Source organism: uncultured Tateyamaria sp. (assembly GCF_947503385.1).
Lineage (GTDB): Bacteria > Pseudomonadota > Alphaproteobacteria > Rhodobacterales > Rhodobacteraceae > Tateyamaria.
Genome location: NZ_CANNDO010000002.1, coordinates 528,589 through 541,286 on the forward strand (window position 1 = coordinate 528,589; position 12,698 = coordinate 541,286).

12 protein-coding genes are annotated in these 12,698 nt (G+C 62.4%); 5 read left to right on the top strand and 7 right to left on the bottom strand.

All coding sequences use genetic code 11. The annotated features are described in order from the left end of the window. The first annotated feature begins 109 nt into the window (after positions 1–109). From cobS to Q1A85_RS08645, 5 genes are all read left to right on the top strand, one after another. Positions 110–1,096 (top strand): cobaltochelatase subunit CobS, encoded by a 987-nt coding sequence (gene cobS / locus Q1A85_RS08625; RefSeq protein WP_299687326.1) that lies wholly within the window; start codon positions 110–112, stop codon positions 1,094–1,096. Then, positions 1,093–1,587, top strand: coding sequence for a hypothetical protein (locus tag Q1A85_RS08630; RefSeq protein ID WP_299687328.1), 495 nt, complete (start codon positions 1,093–1,095; stop codon positions 1,585–1,587). Before cobS ends, Q1A85_RS08630 begins: the two co-directional genes overlap by 4 nt. Next, a complete protein-coding gene (cobT, locus tag Q1A85_RS08635) occupies positions 1,584–3,461 on the top strand; it encodes a cobaltochelatase subunit CobT (protein ID WP_299687329.1) in 1,878 nt (625 codons plus the stop codon). The genes Q1A85_RS08630 and cobT overlap by 4 nt, the downstream gene beginning before the upstream one ends. 49 nt (positions 3,462–3,510) lie before the next feature. Then, a complete protein-coding gene (locus tag Q1A85_RS08640) occupies positions 3,511–5,301 on the top strand; it encodes an aminopeptidase P family protein (protein ID WP_299687331.1) in 1,791 nt (596 codons plus the stop codon). Positions 5,302–5,426: 125 nt separating this feature from the next. Further along, positions 5,427–5,771 carry a DUF427 domain-containing protein gene (locus tag Q1A85_RS08645; RefSeq protein WP_299687333.1) on the top strand — a complete coding sequence of 115 codons (345 nt, stop codon included), beginning with the start codon at positions 5,427–5,429 and terminating at the stop codon, positions 5,769–5,771. Here Q1A85_RS08645 and murD read toward each other — a convergent pair. From murD to Q1A85_RS08680, 7 genes are all read right to left on the bottom strand, one after another. After that, positions 5,768–7,162 (bottom strand): UDP-N-acetylmuramoyl-L-alanine--D-glutamate ligase, encoded by a 1,395-nt coding sequence (murD, locus tag Q1A85_RS08650; protein ID WP_299687334.1) that lies wholly within the window; start codon positions 7,160–7,162, stop codon positions 5,768–5,770. The genes Q1A85_RS08645 and murD overlap by 4 nt on opposite strands. A 64-nt stretch (positions 7,163–7,226) precedes the next feature. Continuing rightward, positions 7,227–7,880: an SDR family NAD(P)-dependent oxidoreductase gene (locus Q1A85_RS08655; RefSeq protein WP_299687336.1), complete on the bottom strand. Its 654-nt coding sequence runs from the start codon at positions 7,878–7,880 to the stop codon at positions 7,227–7,229. A gap of 71 nt (positions 7,881–7,951) precedes the next feature. Further along, positions 7,952–8,140 (bottom strand): hypothetical protein, encoded by a 189-nt coding sequence (locus tag Q1A85_RS08660; RefSeq protein WP_299687338.1) that lies wholly within the window; start codon positions 8,138–8,140, stop codon positions 7,952–7,954. A gap of 2 nt (positions 8,141–8,142) precedes the next feature. Continuing rightward, on the bottom strand, positions 8,143–8,646 hold the full coding sequence (locus Q1A85_RS08665) for an FkbM family methyltransferase (protein ID WP_299687340.1): 504 nt from the start codon (positions 8,644–8,646) through the stop codon (positions 8,143–8,145). Positions 8,647–8,659: 13 nt separating this feature from the next. Continuing rightward, positions 8,660–9,742, bottom strand: a complete 1,083-nt coding sequence (mraY, locus tag Q1A85_RS08670; RefSeq protein ID WP_299687342.1) for a phospho-N-acetylmuramoyl-pentapeptide-transferase — start codon at positions 9,740–9,742, stop codon at positions 8,660–8,662. A 12-nt stretch (positions 9,743–9,754) separates the two neighbouring features. Then, positions 9,755–11,203, bottom strand: a complete 1,449-nt coding sequence (gene murF, locus Q1A85_RS08675; protein ID WP_299687344.1) for a UDP-N-acetylmuramoyl-tripeptide--D-alanyl-D-alanine ligase — start codon at positions 11,201–11,203, stop codon at positions 9,755–9,757. Continuing rightward, a complete protein-coding gene (locus tag Q1A85_RS08680; protein WP_299687346.1) occupies positions 11,200–12,675 on the bottom strand; it encodes a UDP-N-acetylmuramoyl-L-alanyl-D-glutamate--2,6-diaminopimelate ligase in 1,476 nt (491 codons plus the stop codon). The genes murF and Q1A85_RS08680 overlap by 4 nt, the downstream gene beginning before the upstream one ends. Between the last annotated feature and the right edge of the window lie 23 nt (positions 12,676–12,698).

Here is a 12,698-nt window from a genome sequence, read left to right on the forward strand (position 1 = left end):
AAAGTGGCGATTGCCGCCCCCCCTTCCCCTTGCCCTTTCCCGCGTTATGTTGCACCACGATCAGCGCGCCCATTCGGGGCGCGTTTTCTATGTTAAAAGGGCATCAGGCATGGCGGACGGGGCAATGGACATCAACGCGAAACCCACCGAGGAAATCTCGGTCCGCGAGGTTTTCGGCATCGACACGGACATGGTTGTCAAAGGTTTTGCCGACGCGTCCGACCGCGTGCCCGCGCTGGACAGCACCTACAAGTTTGATCCCGACACGACATTGGCGATCCTTGCCGGGTTCTCGCACAACCGCCGTGTGATGATCCAAGGCTATCACGGGACGGGCAAGTCGACACACATCGAACAGGTCGCCGCCCGGCTGAACTGGCCTGCGGTCCGCGTGAACCTCGACAGCCACATCTCCCGGATCGATCTCATCGGCAAGGATGCGATCAAGTTGAAAGACGGCAAGCAAGTCACTGATTTCCAAGAGGGTATCCTGCCTTGGGCCCTGCGCAACCCCACTGCGATCGTATTCGACGAATACGACGCGGGCCGCGCAGACGTGATGTTCGTAATCCAGCGCGTGCTGGAGGTGGACGGCAAGCTGACGCTGCTTGACCAGAACCAAGTGATCGAGCCGCACCCCTATTTCCGCATCTTTGCGACCGCCAACACGGTGGGCCTGGGCGACACCACCGGCCTCTACCACGGCACGCAACAGATCAACCAAGGCCAGATGGACCGCTGGAGCCTTGTGGCGACGCTGAACTATCTCAGCATTGACGCGGAGACAGCGATCGTGCTGGCCAAGAACCCGCATTACAACACCGAAGCGGGCCGCAAAACGATCAAGCAGATGGTGACCGTCGCCGACCTGACCCGGACGGCTTTCATGAACGGTGATCTGTCGACCGTGATGTCGCCACGGACGGTGATCGCGTGGGCGCAAAACGCTGAAATTTTCCGCAATGTCGGTTACGCGTTCCGCCTGTCGTTCTTGAACAAATGCGACGAGCTGGAGCGCCAGACGGTGGCCGAGTTCTACCAGCGCCTGTTTGATGAGGAACTGCCGGAGAGCGCGGCCAGTGTGAGCTTGGGGTGAAGCTGAGCGCTTACATCGCTGCCGCTTTCATCGCATTTGGCGCACAGAATGCACTTGGTGCGCCAATGGAGCCGTTGACACGGCCAACCGCCAATGAACCAGATAGCCAGTTCGCCTTCTATGCGAGGTGCGCTGGCCTCGAACGCATATCGCGGCGAAGCAACGAACCGAGTTTTGCAGGCGTCTTGGGACTACCGCCCTCCGATGCTTTTTTTGCCGCATCAAAGAATGGTTACTTTTCTCGACGCGCGCATCACCATGCATTCGCAGACGCCGGATATGACTGGGACAAGTTGTGGGACGAGGCGCACGACAATGGCGGACTTCTGCCCCTATGGGTTCTTGCGCTGACGCTTGGCATAGATGAAGTGCAAAAAAGAAATGAAGGTCTCTATCGCCAGAGGCTGATACGCGCCAAGGCTGGAAATACTGAAGACAAGGCGTTTCTATTGGCAGATGCATCAACGTGTGTTGAGGTTGTGAACGAATGACCAAACCAAACGACAACCCCGCTGATCCGTTCAAAAAGGCGCTGGCCGAGGCCACCAAGGTCATGGCCAATGATCCCGAGCTGAACGTGTCCTACTCTGTCGACCCGGCGGGCCTGTCAGGGGACGCGATGCGTCTGCCGCAGGTGTCGCGCCGCATGACCCGCGAAGAGGTGCTGCTGGCGCGTGGCACGGCGGACGCGCTGGCGCTGAACCGCCGCTATCACAATGGCCAGACCCACGCCCGCTATGCCCCGCAAGGTGATATGGCGCGGGACCTCTACGAAGCGATGGAGACCGCACGCTGCGAAGCGATGGGCGCGCGCGACATGCCGGGCACCGCCGGAAACATCGACGCCAAGATCAACCATGACGCCCAGCGGCGCGGCTATGACCAGTGCAAGCAGGCCAGCGACGTGCCGCTTTCGGCGGCTGCGGGTTACCTCGTGCGCCACTTGGCCACGGGCCGCGATCTGCCATCCGGTGCGCAGAACGCCATGGAGCTGTGGCGGGGGTTCATTGAGGATCAGGCGGGCGGCACGCTCGAAAACATGGACGAGATCCTCGACGACCAGGCGGCATTTGCCCGCTTTGCCCGTCAGATCATCACCGATCTCGGCTATGGCGATCAACTGGGCGACGACCCCGACCAGATTGACGAAGATCAGGAAGACAGCGCCGAGGAAGGTGCCGAAGAGGAACAGGAACCCGACAGCACCGGCCAGGACGATCAGGACGAGGAAAACGCCGAAGGCACGCCCGAATCCTCGCAGGATGAACAGCAGGACGCGAGCCAGGCGCAGGTGTCCATGGACGACATGGCCGACCAAGAGTTGGGCGAAGAGGCCGACATGCCCGAGGGCGAGGCCCCGCTGGAGCCGCCTGCTCCACAGCCTGTGTCCGAGGCCGATCCCGATTACCGCGTCTACCTCGACACTCACGACGAAGAAATTGCTGCCGAAGACCTTGCCGAGCCGGTGGAATTGGAGCGGCTGCGCGCCTATCTCGACCAGCAACTTGAACCGCTCAAAGGGGCCGTGAGCCGTCTGGCCAACAAGTTACAGCGCCGCTTGCAGGCGCAGCAGAACCGGTCGTGGGAGTTTGACCGCGAAGAAGGGATGCTGGACGCGGGCCGTTTGGCGCGTGTGGTGGCCAACCCAACCACGCCCCTGTCCTTTAAGGTCGAGAAGGACACTGAATTCCGGGACACCTGCGTGACGCTGCTGCTGGACAATTCAGGCTCCATGCGGGGGCGACCGATTTCGATTGCGGCGATCTGCGCCGATGTGCTGGCCCGTACTCTGGAGCGCTGTAACGTCAAGGTCGAAATCCTTGGCTTTACCACCCGCGCGTGGAAAGGCGGTCTCGCCCGCGAGGCGTGGCTGAACGAGGGACGCCCGACACAGCCCGGCCGCCTGAATGATCTGCGCCACATCATCTACAAATCCGCAGACGCCCCGTGGCGGCGGACGCGGCCCAATCTGGGGTTGATGATGAAGGAAGGGCTGCTCAAGGAAAACATCGACGGCGAGGCGCTGGAATGGGCGCACCGGCGCATGATGGCACGGCCTGAGGCGCGCAAAATCCTGATGGTGATTTCCGATGGCGCGCCTGTGGACGATTCAACTTTGTCCGTTAACCCTGCGAATTACCTTGAAAAACACCTGCGCGACGTGATCGCGATGGTCGAACGCAAGCGCGCGGTGGAATTGCTGGCTATCGGGATCGGCCACGACGTTACCCGCTACTATGATCGCGCGGTGACCATCACGGATGTCGAACAGCTTGCCGGTGCAATGACAGAGCAACTTGCAGCACTCTTTGATAGCGACCCCCGCGCACGTGCGCGCATCATGGGAATGAAGCGCGCCAGCTGAACCCGGCCCTCCGGGGGGGATTTTTTTAGGACAGAGACAGGGGACCTGCATGTTTCAGACGTTTGAGGTCACAGCGCGCCCGGAACAAGGGCCACCCCGGTTGGCCGCACTGCGCGCGGTATTTGAGACTGAGGGCCTTGATGGCTTTGTCGTGCCGCGCGCGGATGCGCATCAGGGCGAGTACGTGTCGGTCCGGGATGAGCGTTTGGCATGGCTGACCGGATTTACCGGGTCTGCGGGTTTCTGTGTGGCCTTGCGCGACAAAGCAGGCGTGTTCATCGACGGGCGGTACCGCACGCAAGTCAAGGCGCAGGTGGCGGATATCTACACACCCGTGCCATGGCCCGAGACGTCCATGGGTGACTGGCTCAAGGATCAGCTTCCGGATGGGGGACGTGTAGGGTTTGACCCGTGGCTGCACACACTCGGACAGATTGAGGCGGCGGAAAAGGCGTTGGCAGGGACCGGCGTCGACCTTGTTGCATGTGACAACCTTGTGGACCGCTGCTGGCCGGATCAACCGGGCCCCGCTGCGGCACCGGCCAAGGTGCACCCGCTGGAATTCGCGGGCGAAAGCCATGACGACAAACGCGCGCGTCTGGGTGCCGCTCTGGCCGAGGCCGGTGCGGATGCAGCTGTCATCACCCTGCCCGATTCCATGTGCTGGCTTCTGAACATCCGCGGCGCTGACATTCCGCGCAACCCGGTGGTGCAGTGTTTTGCCATTCTGCATCGGTCGGGCGCTGTGGACCTGTTCATTGACCCCGCGAAACTGGACGACGTGCGGACACATCTGGGATCATCCGTATCGTGCCACAGCCCGGCTGTCTTCCTTGACGCCGTTCAGGCGCTGGAGGGTGTGATCCGCCTCGACAAGACCAGCGTGCCTGTGATTGTGGCCGATGCTGTTGGCGAGCGGGTGCAATGGGGTGACGATCCCTGTGCGCTGCCCAAAGCGTGCAAGAACGCGGCAGAGATTGCCGGGTCGGCGCAGGCGCATCTGCGCGACGCTGCGGCGGTGGTGGAGTTGCTGGCCTGGCTGGATGCACAGGCACCGGGGTCCGTGCGCGAGACGCAAGTGGTGCAACGGCTGGAACAGGCGCGGCGTCGTGACAACGCCTTGCAGGATATCAGTTTCGAGACGATCTCGGGCACTGGTCCCAATGGCGCCATCATGCATTACCGCGTGACCGAAGAGACGGACAGCACATTGCAGGATGGGCACCTTCTGGTGCTGGACAGTGGCGGACAGTACCTTGACGGGACCACCGATATCACCCGCACCATCGCCATCGGTTTGCCCCCCGAAGACGCGCGTATCGCCTTTACCCGGGTGCTGGCCGGTATGATCGGCATGTCGCGTCTGCGGTGGCCCAAGGGGCTTGCCGGGCGCGACATCGAGGCCATTGGCCGTGCCCCGCTCTGGTACGCGCACCAAGATTTTGACCACGGTTTGGGCCACGGGGTCGGGGCATATCTGTCGGTGCATGAGGGTCCGCAACGGTTGAGCCGCATCAGCACGGTGCCGTTGGAGCCGGGCATGATCCTGTCGAATGAGCCGGGGTATTACCGCGAGGGTGCGTTTGGCATTCGGATTGAAAACCTTGTGGTGGCAGAGATCGCCGAAGCACCTGAGGGCGGCGACGCACATCGCGAGATGCTGTGCTGGCGCACGCTGACCTTTGCGCCCGTGGACCGCCGCCTGATTGTAGCGGCTCTGCTGGATAGGCCCACGCGCGATTGGCTAAACGCCTATCATGCCGAGACGTTGGAAAAGATCGGGCCGCGGGTGTCGGATGAGGCGCGCACATGGCTTGCTGCGGCCTGCGCGCCCATTTGATCCCTTTGCCAAAGTGACGCCACGCCCGCCGGACCATTCGCATGGGTTTGAGGTTCCGCCGCAGGCACACTGATGTTACAGATGCGCTTCATTATCCGCGCAGCACTTGGAAAGGAGCCCATGCCATGGCCGACCACATCACGATCCGGACCGCACCCGGCACCTGGACTGTTCGCGCGGGTGGCGCCGTTTTGGGCGAAAGCACAGCCGCGCTGGAGTTGAGCGAAGGCAGCTATGCGCCTGTGATCTATTTTCCGCGCGACGATATAGCCATGGCGTTCCTCGACCGGACAGACAAATCCACGCATTGCCCGCACAAAGGCGATGCCAGCTACTATTCCGTGGTGACGAAGTCGGCGACGCTTGCCGACGCGGTCTGGTCCTATGAAGCGCCGAAAGAGGACGTGGCACGGATCAAGGACCACCTCGCCTTTTACACCGGCGACGGCATTACGGTCGAAAAAATCTAGATCCGCGCCTCGACTGCGGCGACGAAATCCGCGCCGCGTGTCTCAAAGCTGTCATATTGATCAAAGCTTGCCGCGGCAGGCGCGAGCAGCACCACATCGCCCGGCTCCGCGTCCGCCATGGCGGCTGCAACCGCTGCATCCATCGTGCCGCACACCTGCGCCTCTACCTCAAGCTGCATCGCGAATTGCGCCGCCTCGCGTCCGATAACATAGGCCTTGCGCACCTGCCCGGCTGCGGCATTCACGGCGTCAAGCCCCCCATCCTTTTGCAACCCCCCGCAGATCCAGCGGATGTTCTGAAAGGCCGCCAGCGCCTTGGCCGCGCTGTCCACATTGGTGGCTTTGCTGTCATTGACGTATACCACACCGCCCGCCTCTGCGATGCGCTGGCTGCGGTGCGGCAGTCCGGCAAAGCTGTCAAACGCGTCCGCGATCATCTTGGGGGCCACGCCGACACTGCGTGCCGCGGCATAGGCGGCACAGGCGTTCTGGTGGTTATGTGCCCCCGGCAGTCCGGCGACCGTACGCAAGTCAATTGACGCCACCTGCCGCCCCTTGCGCATCTCGGCCAGAAAACCCTTGCGGGCAAAGACGTTCCAGCCAGGACCGGTCAGCTTGCCTGCCGCAGAGACACGGATAACGCGGTCATCACCCGGTGCTTCGCACAGCTGCCCGGCGAGGTAGCGCCCCTCAGGCTCATCCACGCCGATCACCGCACGGTCGGGCCCACCTTCGGCAAACAGCCGACGTTTGGCCGCGAAATACCCGCCCATGCCAGCGTGGCGGTCCAGATGGTCAGGTGTCAGATTGGTGAACACCGCCACATCGGGTGTCAGGCTGCGGGCAAGGTCTGTCTGGTAGCTTGACAGTTCCAACACCACGATGCCCCCATCCTCTGGTGGGTCAATGTCCAGCACACCACGCCCGATATTGCCCGCCAACTGGCTGGACCGGCCCGCAACGTCCATGACGTGCTGGATCAGTGCACAGGTTGTGGATTTGCCGTTGGACCCCGTGACCGCGATCACCCGCGGTGCGGTGTCAAAGCGCGCCCAATCGTCGCCGCCAAGCGACTGAAAAAACAGGCCGATGTCGTTGTCCACGGGCACGCCCGCGTCCAACGCCGCCGCGATAACCGGATTGGGGTTCGGATAAAGATGCGGGATACCGGGAGATACAATCAAGCGGGCGACGCCGTCGAACGCACCCTGTGGCTTGAGGTCAGCGCAGACGAAGCCTTCGGCTTCGGCGGTGGCGCGCGCGTCCGGGTTGTCATCCCAGCACACCGGCAGTGCTCCACCCGCAACCAGCGCACGCGCCGCGGCAAGGCCGGACCGCCCCAGACCCAGCACAGCCACCCGAGCCCCCTTCAGACCACGGACCGGGATCATGGCAGCGCCGGAGTGGGGGCCAGCCCCCACACCCCCGTGGTATTTCTGGTCAGAAGAAGCTGCATCACCACGCCTTTTCAGTTCGGTCGCGAAAGAATTTGCCTGTCAGGTCGGCAGGCGCATCAAGGGCCAACCAGATCGCTGTGTCTGCGCCCTCTTTGGGTGTTCGCGGCGCAGCCTGTCCACCCATGCGCGTATGGACCCATCCCGGGCACATCGCATTGATGCTGACGCCGCGCGGCATGTCCCGTGGCAAAGCGTAAGACAGGGCATTCAGCGCGGCCTTTGCTACGCCATAACCTCCGGGCCCTTCCATGCCTTCGGAATAGGCACCCCACTCGGAGCTGAGGTTGACGACCCGGCCCGCGCCTGCCCGCGTCATGTGCGGCAGGCACAACAAAATCAGTTCGAACGGCGCGTGAAACATCACCTGCATCGACCGCCGCAGGCCGTCCGGGTGCGTGATCATGCTGTCCTCGATCAGGATGCCCGCATTGTTGACAAGAATGTCGATATCGCCTGACGCATCCACGGCGGGCGCAAAGGTGTCAGGCGCTTCGAGGTCGAGATGCACGGATGCGCATCCCAGCTCGTGCGCGGCCTCTTGCCCTGCCTGCACATCGCGGGCACCAATCACCACGTCAACGCCACGTGCGCACAGGCCCTCGGCAATGGCATACCCGATCCCCCGGTTTCCCCCTGTCACCAGTGCGCGCACGTCGTTTCACCCCATGTCATCATTCGGCGGCACAGTGCCGATGAACCCCGTGCACTGCAAGACCCGGCCCGTCATGTCCAATAGGCAAACAGGTTCAGTTCGGGACGCTCGTTTGCAATGCGCTCGATCTCTTCGTAACGTTTGGAGTGGCCCTGCATCAGCCAGCGATGCGTCTCGATCACGGTCAACCCAACTTGGGTCAACCGGTCTGTTTCCAGCAACCGCTCCATCAGGTCCAACTCCGCCCCTTCAATGTCCATCTTCAGAGCGCCACGCGCCCATGCTTGGCAATGAAGTCATCCACAAATGCAGTCGCATCGACCACTTTGACATCGACCGTATCCTCGGCATTGGCGACGGTATTGTCCGCGATCAGCGTAGATCCGGTCGAACCCTTGCGCGCGTTCTTTTCCAGCAGCGTGCTGCGGTACAGGGTCAATTGGCCCGCCTCTGCTCCGGCGGCGGCCTCGTGCAGCACAACGTTGGAAAAACCTGCGCAGGCCGCGGCGAGTTTGGCAAAATTATCGGGATCGGGTTCGAATGCGTGCACTGTCGCGCCCGTTTCCGCAAGCGGGACCGTTGTTTCTCCGACATTGGCGCCAAGATCGATACACACATCGCCCGGCCCAAGCGCAGCGCGCAATCCCATGACAATGCCCGAACAGTGGGAGCCGCGCATCTCGCGGTGCACTTTGCGCCGCATCTGGACGTCCAGCCCGGACTTCATTAGCCGTTTGAGCCCCGACTTGGTTGTACGCTCGATCATAGGCCCGGCCTGACTATCGCACCTTGAGCGTGGCGAGACCGATCATCGCCAGGATCAGCGAGATGATCCAGAACCGGATCACGATCTGCGGTTCGGCCCACCCCTTTTTCTCATAGTGGTGGTGGATCGGGGCCATGAGAAAGACGCGCTTTCCCGTCCGCTTGAAATAGAGGACCTGGATAATCACCGACAGCGCCTCAACCACAAAGAGGCCGCCGACGATGGCCAGCACCAGCTCGTGTTTGGTGGCAACCGCGATTGCGCCAAGCGCGCCGCCAAGAGCCAGCGAGCCTGTGTCACCCATAAAGACAGCCGCAGGCGGTGCGTTGTACCACAAAAAGCCCAGCCCGCCGCCAAAGAGGGCCGCGGTGAAGATCAGCAGCTCGCCCGTGCCCGGCACGTAATGCACATCCAGATATTCCGTAAAGTCGACCCGCCCCACAGCATAGGCAATAATGCCCAGTGTTCCGCCCGCAATCATCACCGGCATGATTGCCAACCCGTCAAGGCCGTCTGTGAGGTTGACCGCATTCGCGGCCCCGACGATCACGATGATCGAAAACGGAATGAACAGCAGGCCAAGGTTGATCAAAGCGTCCTTCAGCACTGGCACGGCAAGCTGGTTCTGCAAGGCTTCGGGATGATTTATGGCGGCGAAATATGCAGCGACACCCGCAATCAAAAATCCCAAGAGCAGCCGTATCTTGCCGGGCACACCGGCGCTCGTTTGCTTGGACACCTTGGCATAATCATCGGCAAAACCGATCAGCGCAAAGCTGAGCGTAACGCCCAGCACGATCCACACAAACGGGTTGTCGAGCCGCGCCCACAAAACTGTCGAGGTCGCAAGCGCGCCCACGATCAGAAGACCGCCCATCGTGGGTGTGCCCGCCTTGGCAAAATGACCCTCGGGGCCGTCATCGCGAATGGGTTGGCCCTTGCCTTGTTTGCGGCGCAATACAGCGATCAGCGGACGTCCGAACAGAAATCCAAAGAGTAGCGCGGTCAGAAATGCGCCACCGGCGCGAAACGTGATGTAACGAAAGAGATTGAAAAAGTCCCCTCCATCGGAAAGTGCCGTCAACCAATAGAGCATACTCGCCTCGCCTCACGCATTATCTTGTGGGTCGTCGCCCATTTCATTCGGATGGCCCATTTTGCGTATCGCGTCAACGATCAGCGCCAGTTTCATGCTGAGCGAGCCTTTGACCAACACCACGTCGCCACTGTCCAAACGGCGGGGAACCCGTGCCGCCAGTTCTTCGGAAGTGGCCGCCCAGAGGCCGCGTTGCGGTTCCGGCAAGGCGGCGTGCAGGTGCTGCATCAGCGGGCCGATGCAGTGAACGACATCAATCGCCCGCATCGCATCCAGATCAGCCAGCGCTGTATGCATTGCCTCAGCTTCGCCGCCCAACTCTTTCATATCGCCCAGAAAAGCGATCCGGCGCCCCTTGCTTACCCGGCCAATATCATGGGTCACCTGCGCACCGGCCAGCACCTCAAGCGCTGCGGTCATAGAGGTGGGATTGGCGTTGTAACTGTCGTCGATCAGTTCAAGCGTCAGGTGCGTGTCAACGATGTCCAGATGGATGACCTCGCGCGCGCCCCGCCCCTCAAAGGGAGACCAGCGGCCCAGCGATTGGGCGGCGATGGCAAGGTCCGCGCCAAGCGCTTCGACCGCTGCGAGCGCGCCGAGGCCGTTCATCGCAAAATGGCGGCCCGCGGCGCCGACCTTGAACAACAATGGCTCATCATGGGCGGTGGCCTGAACGACCGACGTATCGCCTTGAATATCGACTGACAAAAGTTTGAAATCAAAACCGTTTTCGCCGAAACCCACATCGCGACGCTGCACGTCGTGCGCCTTGGCTTGCAAGATTGCAGCGGTGGAGCAGTCATTGTTGAGGATGGCCGTCCCCCCCGCCTCCAGCCCTTCGAGGATTGAGGCTTTTTCCAGCGCGATGCCTTCGATGTTTTCGAACGCCTCGAGATGGGCGGCGGCAACAGTCGTGATCATGGCCACGTGGGGCCGCGCCATCAGCGCCAGCGGTGCAATCTCGCCGGGATGGTTCATGCCGATCTCGATCACGGCATATTCGGTGTCCACCGGCATCCGCGCCAGCGTCAGTGGCACGCCCCAGTGATTGTTGTAGCTGGCGACAGAGGCATGGGTGCGCCCCTGATCCCCCAGCATGTCACGCATCATCTCCTTGGTGGAGGTTTTGCCGACAGACCCGGTGATTGCGACAACCCGGGCGTTTGTGCGTGCGCGCGCCGCACGGCCCAAATCTTCGAGAGCGGCAAGCACGTCATCCACGATCAGCAGCGGCGCATCGTCCGAAACACCATCGGGCACATGGGTGACCAGTGCCGCAGCGGCCCCTTTTTCCAACGCCTGCGCCACAAAGCTGTGGCCGTCGCGGGCGGCCTTGAGGGCCACAAACAGATCGCTCGGTTGCAGGGTGCGGGTGTCGATGGACACGCCATTGGCCTGCCAATCGCACGTGGTGCGCCCCCCGGTGGCCTTGGCAGCCTCGGATGCAGTCCAAAGCGTCATGTGAGTTTCCCCTCCAAAGCCGCCACGGCGACGCTGGCCTGTTCGGCATCGTCAAAGGGCAGCACATCATCCCCAACGGTCTGGCCCGTCTCGTGCCCTTTGCCCGCAATCAGCAGGGCATCGCCCGGCTGCAAGGCATCCACCGCACGCAGGATCGCCTCGGCCCGATCACCGACTTCGGTGGCATCGGGGCAGCCTTCCATGACGGCGGCCCGGATGGTGGCGGGGTCTTCGCTGCGGGGGTTGTCGTCGGTGACAAAGACGATGTCGGCATGGGCCGCCGCCGCTGCGCCCATCAACGGGCGTTTGCCTGCGTCCCGGTCGCCGCCTGCCCCCACAATTGCTATGAGGCGGCCCAGCACATGCGGGCGCATCGCCTTGAGCGCTGTCGCTACAGCGTCGGGCGTATGGGCGTAATCGACAAAGACGGTGGCTCCATTGGCGCGGGTCGCGGCCAGCTGCATCCGGCCCCGGACCGTGCCCAGATGCGGCAAGGTCTCGAACACACGATCTGGATCAGCCCCGCACGCGATCACAAGTCCGCAGGCCAGCATCACGTTGTCCGCCTGAAATCCCCCGATCAAAGGCAGGCGCATGGCATAGGCCTTGCCGCGATATTCGAACCGAACATCCTGTCCGGACGCATCAAAGCGTTGACCAGAGAGGGTCAATTCGCCCCCATCGCGGCCCACGGTCATCACTTCCTGCCCTCGGGCGCGGGCAATGGCGGCCATGTCGACCCCGCGCGCGTCGTCCATGTTGATGACGGCCACGCCGTCTTCGGGCAAAACGCGGGCAAAGAGCCCCGCCTTTGCGTCGAAATAGGCCTCGAACGTCTCGTGATAATCTAAGTGATCCTGAGTGAAGTTGGTAAACCCCGCCGCGGCCAGCGACACGCCGTCCAACCGGCGCTGGTCAAGGCCGTGCGACGACGCCTCCATCGCGGCATGGGTGATGCCCGCAGCTTGGGCGGCGGCCAATGTGCGATGCAATGTAATAGGCTCAGGCGTGGTGTGCGCCAGCGGCGCAGTCCACGCGCCCTCGACGCCCGTGGTGCCCAGATTGACGGCGGCCAACCCCATCTCGATCCAAATCTGGCGGACAAAAGTGCTGACAGAGGTTTTGCCATTGGTCCCTGTCACAGCGACCATTGTTTCAGGCTGCCCCCCGAACCAAAGCGCTGCGGCGCGCGCCAACGCCTCGCGCGGGGCATCGGCGATGATCAGCGCAGCACCCTGCATGTGCGGGGCGGCAATTTCGGCACCGGCTGCGTCCGTCAGGACGGCAACCGCCCCCATACGCACGGCAAATTCGACAAATTCCGCGCCATGCATCCGACTGCCCGGCATTGCGGCAAACAGGTAGCCGTCCTTGACCTCGCGGCTGTCCACCGCGATGCCGGTGATGTCTGGATTGGCCCCAGCGCGCGCGGTCAATCCCAGCGCGGTCAGTGGTCTTGGCTGCTCACCCATATTTGGCCTTTTGGCTCGGGTGC